At 72.1% G+C, this 14,688-nt stretch carries 18 protein-coding genes and 1 tRNA gene; 7 read left to right on the top strand and 12 right to left on the bottom strand.

What is annotated here, in order from left to right:
• Both HC031_RS06625 and HC031_RS06620 read right to left on the bottom strand, forming a co-directional pair.
• Positions 1-546 carry a DUF6624 domain-containing protein gene (locus tag HC031_RS06625; protein ID WP_205862340.1) on the bottom strand — a complete coding sequence of 182 codons (546 nt, stop codon included), beginning with the start codon at positions 544-546 and terminating at the stop codon, positions 1-3.
• A 420-nt stretch (positions 547-966) separates the two neighbouring features.
• The gene (locus HC031_RS06620) at positions 967-1,914 is read right to left on the bottom strand and encodes an NAD(P)/FAD-dependent oxidoreductase (RefSeq protein WP_167924272.1); all 948 of its coding nucleotides are present in this window, start codon (positions 1,912-1,914) and stop codon (positions 967-969) included.
• 179 nt (positions 1,915-2,093) lie between these two features.
• On the opposite strand from HC031_RS06620, the gene HC031_RS06615 reads away from it, so the two are divergent.
• Positions 2,094-2,294 carry a hypothetical protein gene (locus HC031_RS06615; protein WP_167924271.1) on the top strand — a complete coding sequence of 67 codons (201 nt, stop codon included), beginning with the start codon at positions 2,094-2,096 and terminating at the stop codon, positions 2,292-2,294.
• Here HC031_RS06615 and HC031_RS06610 read toward each other — a convergent pair.
• The 6 genes from HC031_RS06610 to HC031_RS06585 all read right to left on the bottom strand — a co-directional run bounded on the left by HC031_RS06610 (position 2,286) and on the right by HC031_RS06585 (position 8,608).
• A tRNA-Ala gene (locus HC031_RS06610) sits at positions 2,286-2,359 on the bottom strand. The two genes, HC031_RS06615 and HC031_RS06610, sit on opposite strands and share 9 nt — an antisense overlap.
• Before the next feature lie 120 nt (positions 2,360-2,479).
• Entirely contained in the window at positions 2,480-3,271 is a 792-nt protein-coding gene (sepX, locus tag HC031_RS06605) for a divisome protein SepX/GlpR (protein ID WP_420813609.1), read from the bottom strand.
• A gap of 168 nt (positions 3,272-3,439) precedes the next feature.
• Complete coding sequence (locus tag HC031_RS06600; protein WP_167924269.1) at positions 3,440-4,069, bottom strand: GNAT family N-acetyltransferase; 630 nt, start codon at positions 4,067-4,069, stop codon at positions 3,440-3,442.
• Positions 4,069-5,343, bottom strand: a complete 1,275-nt coding sequence (locus HC031_RS06595; protein WP_167924473.1) for a molybdopterin molybdotransferase MoeA — start codon at positions 5,341-5,343, stop codon at positions 4,069-4,071. The genes HC031_RS06600 and HC031_RS06595 overlap by 1 nt, the downstream gene beginning before the upstream one ends.
• 90 nt (positions 5,344-5,433) lie before the next feature.
• Positions 5,434-6,417, bottom strand: coding sequence for a UTP--glucose-1-phosphate uridylyltransferase (locus tag HC031_RS06590; RefSeq protein ID WP_167924268.1), 984 nt, complete (start codon positions 6,415-6,417; stop codon positions 5,434-5,436).
• Positions 6,418-6,433: 16 nt separating this feature from the next.
• A complete protein-coding gene (locus HC031_RS06585; protein WP_167924267.1) occupies positions 6,434-8,608 on the bottom strand; it encodes a diguanylate cyclase in 2,175 nt (724 codons plus the stop codon).
• A gap of 189 nt (positions 8,609-8,797) precedes the next feature.
• Between HC031_RS06585 and HC031_RS06580 the strand changes: the two genes are divergently transcribed.
• Positions 8,798-9,346: a 5-formyltetrahydrofolate cyclo-ligase gene (locus HC031_RS06580; RefSeq protein ID WP_338090529.1), complete on the top strand. Its 549-nt coding sequence runs from the start codon at positions 8,798-8,800 to the stop codon at positions 9,344-9,346.
• 50 nt (positions 9,347-9,396) lie between these two features.
• Positions 9,397-9,732, top strand: coding sequence for an FmdB family zinc ribbon protein (locus tag HC031_RS06575; RefSeq protein WP_338090502.1), 336 nt, complete (start codon positions 9,397-9,399; stop codon positions 9,730-9,732).
• Positions 9,733-9,769: 37 nt separating this feature from the next.
• Here HC031_RS06575 and HC031_RS06570 read toward each other — a convergent pair whose 3' ends face one another.
• Positions 9,770-9,958, bottom strand: coding sequence for a hypothetical protein (locus HC031_RS06570; RefSeq protein WP_167924070.1), 189 nt, complete (start codon positions 9,956-9,958; stop codon positions 9,770-9,772).
• A gap of 67 nt (positions 9,959-10,025) precedes the next feature.
• Between HC031_RS06570 and HC031_RS06565 the strand changes: the two genes are divergently transcribed.
• The 3 genes from HC031_RS06565 (at position 10,026) to HC031_RS06555 (ending at position 11,868) form a co-directional block, all read left to right on the top strand.
• On the top strand, positions 10,026-10,394 hold the full coding sequence (locus HC031_RS06565) for a translation initiation factor 2 (RefSeq protein ID WP_167924264.1): 369 nt from the start codon (positions 10,026-10,028) through the stop codon (positions 10,392-10,394).
• A gap of 150 nt (positions 10,395-10,544) precedes the next feature.
• The gene (locus tag HC031_RS06560) at positions 10,545-10,970 is read left to right on the top strand and encodes a Fur family transcriptional regulator (RefSeq protein WP_167924263.1); all 426 of its coding nucleotides are present in this window, start codon (positions 10,545-10,547) and stop codon (positions 10,968-10,970) included.
• A gap of 43 nt (positions 10,971-11,013) precedes the next feature.
• Positions 11,014-11,868: an oxygenase MpaB family protein gene (locus HC031_RS06555; protein ID WP_167924262.1), complete on the top strand. Its 855-nt coding sequence runs from the start codon at positions 11,014-11,016 to the stop codon at positions 11,866-11,868.
• On the opposite strand, the gene HC031_RS06550 is transcribed toward HC031_RS06555, so the two are convergent.
• Positions 11,865-12,758 carry a RecB family exonuclease gene (locus tag HC031_RS06550; RefSeq protein WP_420813608.1) on the bottom strand — a complete coding sequence of 298 codons (894 nt, stop codon included), beginning with the start codon at positions 12,756-12,758 and terminating at the stop codon, positions 11,865-11,867. The two genes, HC031_RS06555 and HC031_RS06550, sit on opposite strands and share 4 nt — an antisense overlap.
• A gap of 94 nt (positions 12,759-12,852) precedes the next feature.
• Between HC031_RS06550 and HC031_RS06545 the strand changes: the two genes are divergently transcribed.
• On the top strand, positions 12,853-13,107 hold the full coding sequence (locus tag HC031_RS06545; RefSeq protein ID WP_167924260.1) for a hypothetical protein: 255 nt from the start codon (positions 12,853-12,855) through the stop codon (positions 13,105-13,107).
• Between the two features lie 97 nt (positions 13,108-13,204).
• Here the strand turns inward: HC031_RS06545 and HC031_RS06540 are convergent, their stop codons facing one another.
• Both HC031_RS06540 and HC031_RS06535 read right to left on the bottom strand, forming a co-directional pair.
• Positions 13,205-13,816 carry a MarC family protein gene (locus HC031_RS06540; protein WP_167924259.1) on the bottom strand — a complete coding sequence of 204 codons (612 nt, stop codon included), beginning with the start codon at positions 13,814-13,816 and terminating at the stop codon, positions 13,205-13,207.
• Positions 13,813-14,661 (bottom strand): PHP domain-containing protein, encoded by an 849-nt coding sequence (locus HC031_RS06535; RefSeq protein WP_167924258.1) that lies wholly within the window; start codon positions 14,659-14,661, stop codon positions 13,813-13,815. The genes HC031_RS06540 and HC031_RS06535 overlap by 4 nt, the downstream gene beginning before the upstream one ends.
• Positions 14,662-14,688: the final 27 nt, after the last annotated feature.

The following is a 14,688-nucleotide window of genomic DNA, read 5'->3' as shown; positions in this document are numbered from 1 at the left end:
TCAGGAGGCCGCCTCGCTCTCGTACCAGGGATCCGGAGCCGGTTCGGTACGGGTGACGTGCACGGCGAACGGTTCCAGGCCGACCGCGGCGCGCCGCTCGTCCAGCCGCTCGGGATCCACGCACGGCCACGGCACCGGCGCGCCGTCGCGGACACCGGCGATCTGGGTACCGTAGATCTGTTCCTGACCCTCGTTGACCAGCACCCGGTCGCGCAGCAGGGCCAGCTCCCGCGGGCTCGCCTCGCCCGCCGCCACCGCCTCGGCCAGCAACGCGAGCGCCCGCCGCTGCACCTCCAACTGCCGGTCCGCGTGCTGCGCCAGCTTCCACGCGCTGACCGCCGCCGCCGGCCCGACCAGCCGCACGGTCGGCCAGCCGTGCTCGGCCATGATCTCGGCCAGCCGGTCCCCGTGCCCGACGGTCACCCGCCGCCACGCCAACTGCGCGGCGTAGTCGTCCTGGTTCATGGCTTCGCGCGTCGCGCGAAGGTCCACCGTCGCCATCGCGACCAGCTCGTCAGCCAACGCCCGGTACCGCTCGTCCACCACGTTCCGCCCCGTCCTGTCCCTCGCCACGGTCACAGCCGGGACCACGATAGGAGGCGGGCCGCCGAAAAAGATCATCCCGCGGATCGATGACACGCACCGCCACCGCGGGCGACAATGGATTCATCACCGCTCAGGGATACCCCGGCCCAGGGTCGTCCCAGGCGCGTCGCGGGGGCGGCACTCGCTCGTACGAGGTTTCGAGCCGCGCTCATCCTCGACGGGAATCCCGCCACCGGTCTGCCGGCAGACGGGGAGCCGACCCGTGCCCACCACGCCTGAGTTTCACCACGACACGCTTGTAAGGCTCTTCTGACATGGCCGGCGCGCTGTCTGCCGACGTCGCTCACGTCCAGGTCGACCGCCCCTGTCGGTCCGGGCTCGGCTGCGCTCGTCCGACGCGGTTGATGTCAGCGGTAGATGTCAGGAGTGCACTCGGCCGGTGGCCTCGATGATGTCTTCGTCGAGGAGGGCGGCGTGGATGGCGGTGGCCACAGTGCTGGCCTGGCCTGCGGCGCCGATCGCCAGCAGTGCCGGGTTCACGGTGGTGCCGGCTGCCCACACGCCCGGGACACTTGTCCGTCCGACCTCGTCGACGTCGACAGCGCCCGCATTCGGACCGGCTGAAATTAGGCGGCAGCCGAGCCGGGCAGCGAGGTCGCTTTGTTGGTGCTGGCGGGTGACGACGAAGACCGCCCGGCGGGCGATCGCCTCACCGTCGGCCAGTACGAGGTCGAGTCCGTCGGCGTGCCGTTCGACGCTACGGACTCGTTCGGTGCGCACCCGTACCCCGGCGGCGGCCAGGCGCGCCAGACCTTCACCGCCGAGTTCGTCGCCGTCAGTGAACAGCAATACGTCGTTGCTCCAGCGGCTCAACAGCAGCGCACGCTGGACTCCCCGCGCCGGGAGCCCGCGCATTCCGAGCTGGGCAAGCGGTTGGTCGCGGACCTCCCAGCCGTGGCAGTGCGGACAGGCCACCACCTGGTCACCCCACCACTGCGAGACCCCGGGCACCTGCGGCAGCTCATCGGTCAGCCCGGTCGCAAGCACGATCGATCGAGCGGACCAATGGCCCCCTTGACGGGCCGAAACCTCGAACCGCGGCACACCGTCCACGACCGGTCGGATGCTTTCGACCCGATCGGACACCAGGGTGACGTCGTAGGGCGCCAGCATGGAGCGCGCCGACGCCAGCAGTTCCGCAGGGGTCGGCGCAAGCTGGCCCAGGAAGTTGTGAACGTGACGCGCCGGCCGGTTGCGTGGCTGGCCGTCATCGACGAGCACGACCCGACGCCGGGCCCGGCCGAGCGTCAGGGCGGCCTGCAAGCCGGCCACGCTTCCACCCACGATCACCACGTCGCTGTCAGACATGCCGCCAATCATGCCTATGCTGTGCCAAATTCTGGAACGTCGGTCTCACATATTAGGAGGAGACCGCGCTGACCTGCACCTGATATCGGGCAGCCCCAAAGCCATGGGGCACGGTACCGGCGGCGCGCACCCGACCACGGCCACCGCCAAACTCGCTATCGCCTTCGACCGGGCACACCGTGCTGCCGATCCTCAAGCGGGTGCGCTGCCAGCCCGGCTGCGACGAACTCCTCGTCAGGAAGGTCACCGGGCAGATCCCCAACGACTTCGCCCTCAAGCGGCTCGGCGAGAGCTTGGACGGATCATGGCTGTTGCCGTACCGACGCGAAAGGGGCCGTTTCCTGATCTCGGAAACGGCCCCTTTCCTGGGGTGGAGCTGAGGGGATTTGAACCCCTGACCCCCTCGATGCGAACGAGGTGCGCTACCGGACTGCGCCACAGCCCCCCGGCGATCAGCTACCTCTTGGTAGCGGACCGGCGACCAGGTTAGCAGGTCTGGAGCACGTACGGCGAATCGGATCGCCGTCCGCCACGCCAAGATCTTGGTACTTCCCGAAAATCCGGCTCACCAGTCCTGCCCGACGGCGCGAGCCTCGTACGCGCGGCCGCGTACCGCCGACTGCGCCGCCAGCCTGGCGGCCTCCCGCCGGGCCTGCTCGCGCTCCAGCAACTGCTGGCGCAGCAGCTCTCTGCGGGCGGCGGCGCGGCGGGCCTGCTCGCGACGGACGGCGGCCTGGCGGGCGGCGACCCACGCCGCGTACCGCGCCTCTTCCCGGCGCCGCTTCTGCTCCAGCACGGCCCGGTTGCGCAGGTGGAGCACGTACGCGACCAGGAGCGCCCCGGTCACGCCGGCGCTGATCCAGAAGCCGGGGCCGACGACGACCACGCCGATCAGCTCCACCAGGTTGAGCAGGACCAGCGCGGCGAAGACGCGGCGGCGACGGTAGACCGCGCGCGGGTGGCGCAGCCGCTTGGGCACGCGCGTGGGTCGCTGGCGAGGTGTCGCGGCAGCGTGATCAGCGGTGGCTTCAGCGACCGCCGCGGAGGCGGCCACTGCGGAGGCGACCGCCGCGGAGGCGACCGCTGCCGCGGAGGCCACCGCGTCCGCCGATCCGCCGACCGGGACGCCAGCCGTCATCCGGGCCACCACGAAGCGCGGTGGGTTGACCGGCCGTCGTCCGGGCACGGTACGGCGGCGCCGGTGCGTCTGGGCCCCGATGCGGGCCAGTACGCGAGCCGTCGACAGCGCCCGCTCCGCCACCAGTCTCTCGGTGGCGTCGTACCGGCGAACGAGCGCCGGAGCGAGCGCCAACAGACCTGCGGCGGCGAGGACGGCGAGGAGCACCGACGTCGGCACCCTCACCCCTCCCGTCACACCTGGATGACAAAAGAAGAGTTGCTCCGCGGCAACTCAGATACCCGAGGTTACGTCTTCCGACCGAGTATTTTTGGGAGCCACGCTGCGTAACAGCCTTATGGGGTAATTGGTACCTAATAGTCCGTCGAGGAAAAGCCGAAAGGCGGATCAGGCGGCGGCGCGTGACCGATGCCAGCGCGCCAGCAGCCCTCCTTCGTCATACACGTCCTCAACGGTCAGGGCGTATCCGATATGGTCGCGCCACTGCCCGTCGATGTGCAGGTACCGCTCGTGATACGCCTCGCGGCGGAAGCCCAACTTCTCCACCACCCGCCGACTCGGCTGGTTTTCCGGACGAATATTGACTTCGATGCGGTGCAGGCCACCGACGGCGAAGGCGTGGTCGACCGCCAGCGCCAGCGCGGTCGGAATGACACCGCGGCCGGCGACCCTCGAGTCGACCCAGTAGCCGGCGTAGCAGGAACAGAACGCACGCCGCACGATGCTCCCGAGCGTCAACTGCCCGACGAAGCGCTCCCCGTCACGGTCGGCCAGACAGACGGCGAACGGCATCGCGATGCCCTGGCGCGCCGAGCGGCGCAGGTCGGAGTGGACCGACCGGAACGCGGCGGGCGAGTTCAGGTCGAACCAGGAGCCGGACGGCGTGGGCTCCCAAGGCGCCAGCCAGGCCTCATTGGCCCGGCGGGTCTCGGACCAGGCCCGCGCGTCCCCGCGCCGGTACGGCCGCAGCAGCACCGCGCCATCGCGCAGCACCGCTGGCCAGCCCGGCTGCAACATCAGCGTCGCCGATCCAGGAGCAGAACGTCCACGGTGGACCCGGCGGGCGCCGTCGTCACCTTCTCCCCCAACACCATCAGGCCGTTGGCTTCCGCGAGCCCGGACAGCGTGTACGGGCCACCGGCGAGCGGTGCGACGGTGTAGCCGCCGCCCCGGCGCTCGGCCACGAACGCCGGACGGAACTCGCGCAGCCCGGCCGGCGACTTGATCGTCTCCAGCAGGTGAGCCCGTACGCTCGGGCGGAAGATCGGGTCGGCTCCGGCGAGCAGTTGGATCACGGGCCGGGCCAGCACCTCGAACCCGATCATCGCCGCACCGGTGTCACCCGGCAGGCAGACGATGGGTACGCCCTCGGCCCCGGCCATCGACGGTACCCACCCGTACCCCAGCGACGTACATGGATACAGCGACACATCGGTGAACAGTACCGACGACCGGTGCCCCTCCCGGCGGGCGAGTACCCGCCGCACCATGTCCCCGGGTCCGGTGCCCGTCCCACCGGTCGTGACGATCAGGTCGGCGCGCAGCGTCTGGTCCTCCAGCAGCCCGCGCAGCCCTTCCGGGTCGTCATCGCAGATACCCACCCGGTAGGCGTGCGCCCCCGCCTCGGCTGCGGCAGCGGTCAGCGCGTGCGAGTTGGCGTCGACGAGCTGCCCAGGCTGGCTGGCGCGGCCCACGTCGACGAGCTCGTCGCCGGTCGCCACGACCACCACCCGGGGGCTCGGCCGTACGACCACGTGGCCGATGCCGCAGCTGGCCAGCAGCGCGACCATCGCGGGGTTGACGTACGTACCCGCACGGGCCAGCAGCGCCCCGGCCTGCATCTCGTCGCCGGCCCGGCGCACGCCGTACCCGCGCCGCGGCGGCGACCCGTACACCTCGACGGCCGCCATTCCCTGGTCGGTGAGGGCTGCTGGGACCACCACATCGGCGGCCGCCGGCAGCATCGCACCGGCCCCGATCGAGAAGCAGGTGCCCGGGGTCAGCCGGACCGGCCGCCAGCTCGCGGCGCCGAGATCGCCGATCACGTTGAGGCGCACCGGCCGGCCCGCCGAGGCATCCGCGATGTCTTCGAACCGCGCGGCGTACCCGTCGATGGCCGCGTGGTCGAACGCCGGCAACGGGCCCGGCGCGTGGATGTCCTCGGCGAGCACGTTGCCGTGCGCCTGGGTCAGGTCGAGATCCAGCGCCGGCAGTGGCCGCAGCCCTCGCAGTACGCCGGCGAGGTACTCGGCGAGCGGGGTCAGCTCGGCGCCAGCCGGATGGACAGTCATGTCGTAATCGGTCGGGACCGTCGTCATACCGCTCGCCTCCTCTCCAATCTGGAACTTTCCGACCTGTCATATCCCGAATGCGCCGGGACGCTATGACGCGGTGGAACCTTCAGAATTACCGATACCGCCGATAAAGCCACGCAGCCACGTCGTGAAAGCCGGTCCGATATCGGACCGCTGCGCGGCGAGTTGTACGACGGCCTGCAGGTATCCGAGGGGCTGACCGGTGTCGTAACGGATACCCCGGTAGATGATGCCGTGTACCGGTGTCCCCTCGGACAGCAGGAGGGCCATCGCGTCGGTGAGCTGGATTTCGCCGCCGCTGCCCGGCTTGACCCGCTTGATGGCGTCGAAAATGGTGGCGGGAAGGATGTAGCGCCCGACCACGGCGAGGTTGCTGGGCGCCTCTTCCGGCGTCGGCTTCTCCACCAGGCCGGTGACCCGGACCACCTCCTGCCCGACGTCGGGCAGGTCCGCTTCCGCCGGCGAGACGGACGCGATGCCGTACCGGCGCACCTCCTCCGGCTCGACCTCGATGAAGGCGAGCACGATGCCACCGGTGTGCGCCTGCAGCTCGACCATCGCCGGCAGCAGCGGGGACGACTCGTCGACGAACTCGTCACCGAGCAGCACCGCGAACGGCTCCCCCGCGACGTGCGACTCGCCGACGCCGACCGCGTGCCCGAGGCCGAGCGGCTCGTGCTGGCGGCAGGTGTAGATGTCGGCCAGGTCGCTGGGGCGCCGGACAGCGGCGAGCCGCTCCTCGTCGCCCTTTTCGATGAGCCTTGCTTCGAGATCGGGCCGGCGGTCGAAGTGATCGACCATTGAGGTCTTGCCCCGCCCGGTGATGAGCAGGATGTCCTTGATGCCGGCGTCGGAGGCCTCCTTGACGATGTACTCGAGGACCGGCCGGTCCACGACCGGCAGCAGCTCCTTGGGCACGGCCTTGGTCGCTGGTAAGAACCGGGTGGCGAGGCCGGCTGCCGGAATGACAGCCTTGACCGCGCGGTGCTCGGGAGTGGACGGCGTGGATCCGCCGGGAGTTTCCGTGGTTGCGCGCGCACTGTCGACCATGTCCGGAGACTAACCGTCATGGCTCGGTCGTGACGTCTGTGGGCGGGCCGGGTGAGCCGACAGACCCGATCGGGACGGTCTGCGGCCCGCCGGCGGCCACCGCCGCACCCGCGAGTTCGGCGTCCGGGGCAGGCCCGTCGCCGCGGGTACGGGCGACCCGGAAGCCATCGCGGCCGCCGGATTTCGCCTGGTAGAGCGCGTCGTCGGCGGCCTCGAGCACGGCGGCGCCCGTCGTGCCGTGGTCGGGATAGACCGCGATGCCGATCGACACGGTGACCGGGATACGTCGCGGATTGCCCGTACGTGCGGATCGGACCAGTACCGGGGTGCGCCGGATCGCCGCGCCGAGCCGTTCGGCCACGACCGCGCCGCCGGCCGCGTCGGTCTCCGGCAGCAGCACCACGAACTCCTCCCCGCCCTGCCGGAAGGCGAGGTCGACCTCACGGATCTCGACGCGTATCCGGCGGGCGAACTCCGCGAGAACGGCGTCGCCGGCCGCGTGCCCGTACGTGTCGTTGACGTCCTTGAAATGGTCGAGGTCGAGGGCGAGCACGGCGAGCTGGTGGCCGAAGCGGCTGGCCCGCTCGACCTCCCGGCGCAGGGAGTCCTTGAGGTACCGGTAGTTCGACAGGCCGGTGAGCGGATCGGTCAGCGACAGGCGCTGCGCCTCCCGGTGCACGCGTACGTTGTCCAGCGCGACCGCGGCCTGCCCGGCGAAGGTTCGCAAGGTCACCATGTCGGCGTCGTCGAACTCGTCGAAGCCGTGCCGGTCGTACAGCGCCAGCACGCCGCGTGCCGGCGCGGGCGACTCGAAGCCCTGGACCGCGTCGGCGGCCGCCGCGCTGAGCCCGCCGGTCGGGCCGGCCACGCCGTCCGGGCCGGCCGCCGCGAACGGCACCGCGACGTACGTGCGGCAGCGCGGCTCGCCCGCGGCAAGCCGGGGACCGTCCCGCTCGACGAGACCCCGGCGCGCCTCGCCGCTGGCGGCGACCGCGCCCAGCAGGCCCTCTCCCAGCAGTACCCGCAGGTCTTCGATCCGCAGCGGCCCGCCGCCGGGCCCGCGCCCGTCGAGCCCGTCGGCGCACCGTCCGATGAGCACGCCGGAGGTGGGATCGGCCAGGAGCAGCACGCCGGCCTTCGCCCCGGTGGCCGACAGGGCGCTTTCGAGGATCACCTCGAGGATGCGGTTGACGTCATGCGTACTCGACAGGGTGTCGCCGAGCAGTCCGAGGTGCCGGCGGAGCTGGTCCCGGCTGACGGTGAGGGCGCGCAGGTAGTCCTGCGTTTCGCGGGCCATCCGATTGAACGTGGCCGCGAGCCGGCCGACCTCGTCGCCGGTACGCACGGGCACCCGGACCCCGAGGTCGCCGGCTGCCATGCGGTCGACGGCGCGTGACAGTTCGGTGAGCGGGCGGGCGGTCGAGCGGGCGAGCCACCAGGCGGCGGCGAGCGACAGCAGCCCGGTCAGGGCGACGACGGCGGCGAGCACGGCGTACAGGGCCCGTGGCTGCTCGCCGCCGACGGACAGCGCGAGCGGCAGCGGCTGCCCCTCGCCGCGCGCGACGCGGCGTACCCAGCGGCCGCTGCCGGTCTCGCCCACCGCGCCGGCGCGCAGGGTGTCCGCCACCCGGGCCACCCGGTCCCGGTCGGACCCGCGCTCGGTGCTCCAGGCGCCGTCGCCGCCGAGTACGGTCACGGCCGCGCCGGTGGCCGCGGCCAGCCGCTGCGCCAGGGACTGGTCGACCGGCTCGACGGCGTACACGTCGCCGAGCGCGTGACCGTCGGCGTCGACGAGCGCGACGTGCGCGCAGATTCCGGCGAACGCGTCGCCGGCGTCTGCGTCGGCGCAGTCGGCCCAGGGCTTCGCCGGCGGCGTGCCGACGGTGTAGACGACCTCCCCGCGCGGGTCGACCAGTTGCACGCCGCTGGCGAGCGGCTGGTCGACCACCCGCTCGACCGCCGCCGGATCCGCGGCGCCGCCGAGCGTCGCCGCGGCCTGGGCCGCGGTGCGCAGGCGCTGGCAGAGTGCGTTCATGGTGGTGCGTACGCCGGTGGCAGCCAGATCGAGCCGCTCGTTGGCCCGGTTGTTGGTCACGGTTCCGACGGTCGCCGCCACGAAGCCGGCGCCGAGCAACACGGGACCGAGGACGACCGCGAGGAACGCGACCGCCAGCCGCGCGCGCAGCGTCACTCGTCCTCCCAGCCTCGGGGGTCGGCAGACCAGGGACGCGTGATGGTGTCGTACCGTACGGCGTCCAACCGACTGTGGCCGAGGTCCCTAGTGTCCGATTTATCTAATCTGCGTATCTTAGCCGGAAAAGGCGCTGTCCCCGTCGTAGCCGCGCCCGGGCGGACGAAGCCCGAACTACGTTCCGCGCTCCTGTCCGCCCGCCGGGCGACCGCGCCGGAGGTACGCCAGCAGGCCGACCTCGCCATCCGGGCGGCCCTCGCCGCGCTCATCGCCGAGGTCGGCGCGGAAACGGTGTGCGCCTACCGGCCGATGACGGGCGAGCCCGGCGGGGCGCAACTGCCCGACCTGCCGGGGGTTCGCCGGGTCCTCCTGCCCGTACTCCGCCCCGACCTGGATCTCGACTGGGCCGCCTACCCCGCTCCCCTCGTGGCCGGCCGGTACGGGCTTTCCGAGCCGGACGGCCCGCGCCTCGGCCTCGACGCGATTGCCGGCGCCGACCTGGTGGTCGCCCCGGGGCTCGCCGTGTCGGCCGATGGCGTACGGCTCGGACGCGGCGGCGGCTCGTACGATCGGGCGCTCGCCCGGGTGTCGCCGTCCGCCCTCGTGGTCGTACCGCTCTACGAGGGCGAACTCGTCGACCGGCTGCCGGCGGAGCCGCACGACCGGCCGGTGGACGCCGTGGTCACGCCCGCAGGGGTGCGTCTGGTCTCTCACACTGGACGAAACCGACCCCGATGACGCACCATTGGCACTCGAAGACCCTGAGTGCCAGATCCACGGAGGCTGACGTGCCGACCTACCAGTACGCGTGCACCGCGTGCGGCCACCAGCTTGAAGCGGTGCAGTCGTTCAACGACGAGCCGCTGACCGAGTGCCCCGAGTGCGCGGGCAAGCTCCGCAAGCTGTTCTCGGCGGTAGGGATCGTGTTCAAGGGCTCCGGCTTCTACCGCACCGATTCGCGGTCGGGCTCGACGTCGTCGTCATCGTCGTCATCGTCGAGCAGCTCGTCGGCGAGCGCGTCCAACGGCGGCGACAGCACCAAGTCCAAGGCGTCCGAGAGCAAGCCGACCCAGAGCAGCGGCTCGTCCGATAAGACCTCCGCCACCGCCTCCACGGCCAGCTGACGGCCGGCCGCGCCGGCTCAGCCCGGGTGCGGCAGCCTCAGCCCCAGTGCGGCGGCCGATCCGCGAACAGCCGGTCGTCGTTGCTGGCGGCGCGCTCCCCCCAGCCCGCGTCGGTGTCGTCGGCGGTCTGGTCGGGCAGGATCACGAAATCGTCGCTGAGGTCCACCTCCCGCCGGTCCTCGGCAGAGGTAGGCGTGAGATCCAGGTCGTCGGCTCGGCGTGACACACCCGAAGCGTAGTCCGGGCACCACAGCCGACATCAACGACCGGCGGACCTTGGTAGCGTCGAGCGCGTGACCAGTGGGAGCCCCTCGGACAGGTCCGACCCGCAGGGCTTCGCCGGGCAGCCCGGACCTGTCGACGACGAAGCACAGTGGCGGCGGCCCGCCGCGGATGCCCCCTCGTTGCCGCCGCCCGTCCCGCCACCGCCCACGGAACCGGTGGCGTACGCCGGACCGCCCCCTACCGACCCGCCCCCGGCGGGCTGGCGACCGCCCCTCGTCGTCCAGGCGCCGCCGCCCCGGGCGTTACCTGCCCAGGACCTGCTCCGACTCGACGAGGCCGAGCAGCGGGCCCGGACACTCACGTACGGGATCGCGATGGTCGCCGGGGCGGTCATGATCCTTGTGGTGCTCGTCCTGTGCGGCCGAGTGCTGCTGTGACGGGCCGAGCGGGGCCGTCCTCCAATTCAGGACAGGTTCAGGACAGGGCGCTGACCGGGCAGGTCGATCGGACCAACCATCCGGACAGATCCGACGGGGCCGGTACCACCGCACCTTGAGCCCTGTGATGTTGCGTGTTGTGATGGTTTCATGTCCGGCGAAGAGCTGCTGCGGTCACGCGGTCTGCGGGTGACCCGGCAGCGCCTGGCCGTCCTCGACGTGCTCGACACCGAGCGGGCCCACCTGGACGTGGAGCAGATCACGGCCAAGGTCCGCAGCCGGCTGGACTCGGTCTCCGTCCAGGCGGTCTACGACGTGCTGGGCGCGCTGAGCCGCGCCGGCCTGGTCCGGCGGATCGAGCCGGCGGGCGGCCCGGCCCACTTCGAACGCCAGACCGGCGACAACCACCACCACATCGTGTGCCGCGGGTGCGGCGAGATCACCGACGTCGACTGCGCGGTCGGTACGGCTCCGTGCCTGGAACCGGCGCGGGTGCACGGGTACGAGCTCGACGAGGCGGAAGTGACGTTCTGGGGTCTGTGCCCCGCCTGCCAGCGCCGGCGTGCCGAGGACTGACCCACGACGGGCTGGCGGCGGTCGGCCGTGACAGGCTTGCCGGGTGACCAGTGACGACGACCTGGGGCTGTTCGGCCCGGACTCGGTGACCTGGCGGGTACACGCGGAGTCGATCCTGGCGCTGGGCGGGATGCGGGCGCTGTACCTGCAGACCCTGCATCCGCGCGCGATGGCCGGCGTCGCGCAGAACTCCGGGTACCGGGCGGACCCCTGGGGCCGCCTGGAGCGCACCGCGATCTACGTCGCCACCGTGGTGTACGGCACGACCGCCCAGGCCCACCGCGCCGGCGAGCACGTACGCCGCCTGCACGCCCGCATGCGCGCGACCGACCCGGACACCGGCGAGCTGTTCCGCGTCGACGAGCCGGAACTGCTCCGGTGGGTACACGTCACCGAGGTCGACTCGTTCCTGACCACCGCCCGGCGAGCCGGCCTGGCGCTCACCGACGACGAGGCCGACCGGTACGTCGACGAGCAGCGGCGCGCCGCCGAGCTCGTCGGCCTCGACGCCGACCAGGTGCCGCGCTCGGTCGCCGAGGTGAACGACTACTACCGGGAGATTCTCCCCAGCCTGCGGATGACCAGGGAGGCGGCGGAGGGTGCGCTGTTCCTGTCGGCCCCGCCCCTGCCGTGGGGCCTCGGGTACACGCCGGCGCGCGCCGCGTGGCTCGGGCTGTCGGCGCTCGTGGTGAGCCTGCTGCCACCCTGGGCTCGCAAGCTGTACGGGCTGCCGGGACTGCCGACCACCGATCTGACCGCGTCGCTGTCGACGCGCGCGTTACGCCTGTCGCTGCGCGCCCTGCCACGACGGCTGGTCGAAGGCCCGATCTACAGGTCGGCCATGGACCGGGCGGCGCGGGCGGCCCAGGAATCCTCCGGCGCCACCCAGGCGGCTTAGGGCGCGGCGAGCGACTGACGCTCGACGGCCGCCCACGGCTCCCGCTCGGGTGCGGCGGCACCGGCCGGGCAGGATCGGCGGAAGTCGCACCAGGAGCAGATCGGACCCGGCGTGGCGGGGAACGCCTCGTCGGGATCCGCCCCCGCGGCCACCGCCTGCTCGGCGTCCATCGCGTCCTGCGCGGTCTGCTCGGCCCTGCGCACGTGCCTGGCCAGCGACTCCTCGGTGTGCTCGTGGGTGGCCACGGTGCCGGTGGGCAGGTGGTGCAGCTCGACCCGGCGGCAGCGACGCCGGAACACCCGCTCCGCGGCGTACGCGTAGAGGGCCAGCGCCCGGGATCCTCGGGCGTCGTCGCTGGTCAGCTCGCTGCGACCGGTCTTGTAGTCGATGATCACCAGCTCATCGCCGGCCTGGTCGATGCGGTCCACCCGCCCCGACAGCGCCAGCAGCTCGGTGCGCGCGGCGACGACCCGCTCGACCCCGACCGGATCCGCGGCCGGATCGAGGCCGTCGACGTAGGTCTCCAGCCAGCCCAGCGCCCGGTTGAACGCCTGCTGCTCCTGGGCCTCGTCGCGGTAGCCCTCGCTCACCCAGGTGGCGCGCAGGAGCCTCGGCAGCGCGGCCGGGGTGCGCTCCGGGCCGGACAGCGCGTACCAGCTCTTCAACGCGTTGTGCACGCTGGAGCCGAGCGAGTTGTGCGCCCACGGTGGCCCCTTGCGCGGCGAAGGCCGGTCGACGTAGACGAACCGGTAGCGGCGGGGGCAGTCCTCGTAAGTCCCCAGCCGGCTCGGCGTGCAGCTGAACAGCCGCCTGGGAGCGGCGAAAAGTCCCAGCTGTCCGTCTTGCTCGGCGGAAGATGGAGCGGCGGAAGCGCGGCTCGGCCGTTCGATGGGCACGTGACGATCCTGCCACCAGGGTGCGACACTTGTCCGACGCGCCACGTAGGCGCGGCAGATTCGCAGGTGGTGGGCACCAGGAGGTCCGATGGGATTCATGCGATGGTTGCGCGGGGGTGACGAGGACACCAGCGCGACGAGCATGGTCTCCGCCGGCCTTGCCGAGATCGACGGGCTGTTCCGGCCGTCGAAGCACAAGCAGACCGAGCACGTCGAAGAGCAGAAGCGCAAGCGGCTCGACGTTGCCAGCGCCGGCGGGATCGACCTCGAGCGCGGAGTGGCCGTGATCCGGCCCAAGCGTTCCGACAAGCCGGCGGCGCCCGCGGAGGACCAGGCGAGCTGATCGGCGACGACCAGGCGAGTTAATCGGCGACCGGCGTCAGCCCACGCAGGCGAGTTAGTCGGCGACCGGCGTCATCCCCACGCAGGCGCGATGGGCGTCAGCCCACGTAGCCCCGGACGAACGCGGCCACCGCGTCCGCGACCAGCTGCACGGCGATCGCCGCGACCAGCAGGCCGGCGATGCGGGTGAGCACCTCGATGCCGCTGGGGCGCAGCAGCCGGACGATCAGGCCGGAGAACCGCAGCGCCAGCCAGACGAGCAGCAGTACCAGCGCCATCCCGAGCGCGATCGCGACGACGTCGCCCGTCGAGTGGCTGCGCCGGACGAACAGCATCGTGGCCACGATCGCGCCCGGCCCGGCCAGCAGCGGCGTTCCCAACGGCACCAGCGCGATGTTCGACGTCGCCTGCTGCGACGACGGATCGTCGGCCTTGCCGGTCAGCAGTTCCAACGCGACCAGCAGGAGCAGCAGTCCGCCCGCGCCCTGGAGCGCCGGCAGGCCGATGCCGAGATAGTGCAGGACGCCCTGCCCGGCGACCGCGAAGAACGCGATCACCCCGCCCGCGAGGGCGACCGCCTGCCAGGCGGCCCGGTTGCGCTCGCGGGCCGGTGACCTCCCGGTCATCGCCAGAAAGATCGGCACCATGCCGGGCGGATCCATGATCACGAACAGTGTGAGCACAGTCTCACCGAGCAGTTTAGCGTTCATCGCACCGGAGCGTATCCTTTCGCGCTGCTCACGATCCGTTCGTAAACATCAGGCGCGGTGGTGCACGCGCCGAGCTGCACCGTCTTGTTGGACCCGTGGAAGTCGCTCGAACCCGTGACGACGAGTCCGAGGTCGGCGGCGAGCGCCCGGACGTGTGCCCGTTCGGCCGGCGTGTGGTCGCAGTGGTCGGCCTCCAGGCCGAACAGGCCGGCCGCCGCCATCTGCACGATGAGTTCGTCAGGCACGACCGGCCCGCGCCGGGTCGCCTTCGGATGGGCGAACACCGTGACCCCGCCGGCAGCGCGCACCAGCCGCAGCGCGGCGAACACGTCCAGATCGTGCTTGGGCAGGCGGTACCGCTCGCCGAGCAGGTGCGAGGCGAACGCCTCCGAGACGGTCCCCGCGAGTCCCCGCCGGATGAGCGCCTGCGCCAGGTGGGGACGCCCCACCGTGCCGCCGCCCGCGTACCCGCTGACCTCGTCCCAGGTCACGTCGATCCCGTCGGCGCGCAGCAGATCGACCATCCGCTGCGCGCGCCGCACCCGGTCCTCGCGCACCGCCGCGAGCGCCGCCGACAGGGCTGGGTCCGCCGGGTCGAACAGGTACGCGAGCAGGTGCAGCCCGATCGGCCGGTCGGTCGCGTACCAGCGGCAGGACAGTTCGGCACCCGGTACGAGCGTCAACCCGGCCGGCAGGGCCGCCCCGGCCGGCTCCCAGCCGGCCGTGGTGTCGTGATCAGTGATCGCGATCACGTCGAGCCCGGCGGAGGCCGCCGCCCCCATCAGCTCCGCCGGGGTCAGCGTGCCGTCGCTGGCCGTCGAGTGTGTGTGCAGGTCAATTCGCATCACCGCCGACGCTACGACATCGGGCAA

This window comes from Planosporangium thailandense (assembly GCF_011947195.1).
Classification (GTDB): Bacteria; Actinomycetota; Actinomycetes; order Mycobacteriales; family Micromonosporaceae; genus Planosporangium; species Planosporangium thailandense.
The sequence above is the reverse complement of the archived record's forward strand: the minus strand, read 5'-3'. Positions and strand labels throughout refer to the sequence as shown.

Coding starts and splice junctions, on each gene's coding strand:
- HC031_RS06620 (WP_167924272.1), bottom strand. CDS start 1,914: ATGTCTGACAGCGACGTGGTGATCGTGGGTGGAAGCGTGGCCGGCTTG.
- HC031_RS06600 (WP_167924269.1), bottom strand. CDS start 4,069: ATGTTGCAGCCGGGCTGGCCAGCGGTGCTGCGCGATGGCGCGGTGCTG.
- HC031_RS06595 (WP_167924473.1), bottom strand. CDS start 5,343: ATGACTGTCCATCCGGCTGGCGCCGAGCTGACCCCGCTCGCCGAGTAC.
- HC031_RS06590 (WP_167924268.1), bottom strand. CDS start 6,417: ATGGTCGACAGTGCGCGCGCAACCACGGAAACTCCCGGCGGATCCACG.
- HC031_RS06560 (WP_167924263.1), top strand. CDS start 10,545: ATGTCCGGCGAAGAGCTGCTGCGGTCACGCGGTCTGCGGGTGACCCGG.
- HC031_RS06545 (WP_167924260.1), top strand. CDS start 12,853: ATGGGATTCATGCGATGGTTGCGCGGGGGTGACGAGGACACCAGCGCG.
- HC031_RS06540 (WP_167924259.1), bottom strand. CDS start 13,816: ATGAACGCTAAACTGCTCGGTGAGACTGTGCTCACACTGTTCGTGATC.
- HC031_RS06535 (WP_167924258.1), bottom strand. CDS start 14,661: ATGCGAATTGACCTGCACACACACTCGACGGCCAGCGACGGCACGCTG.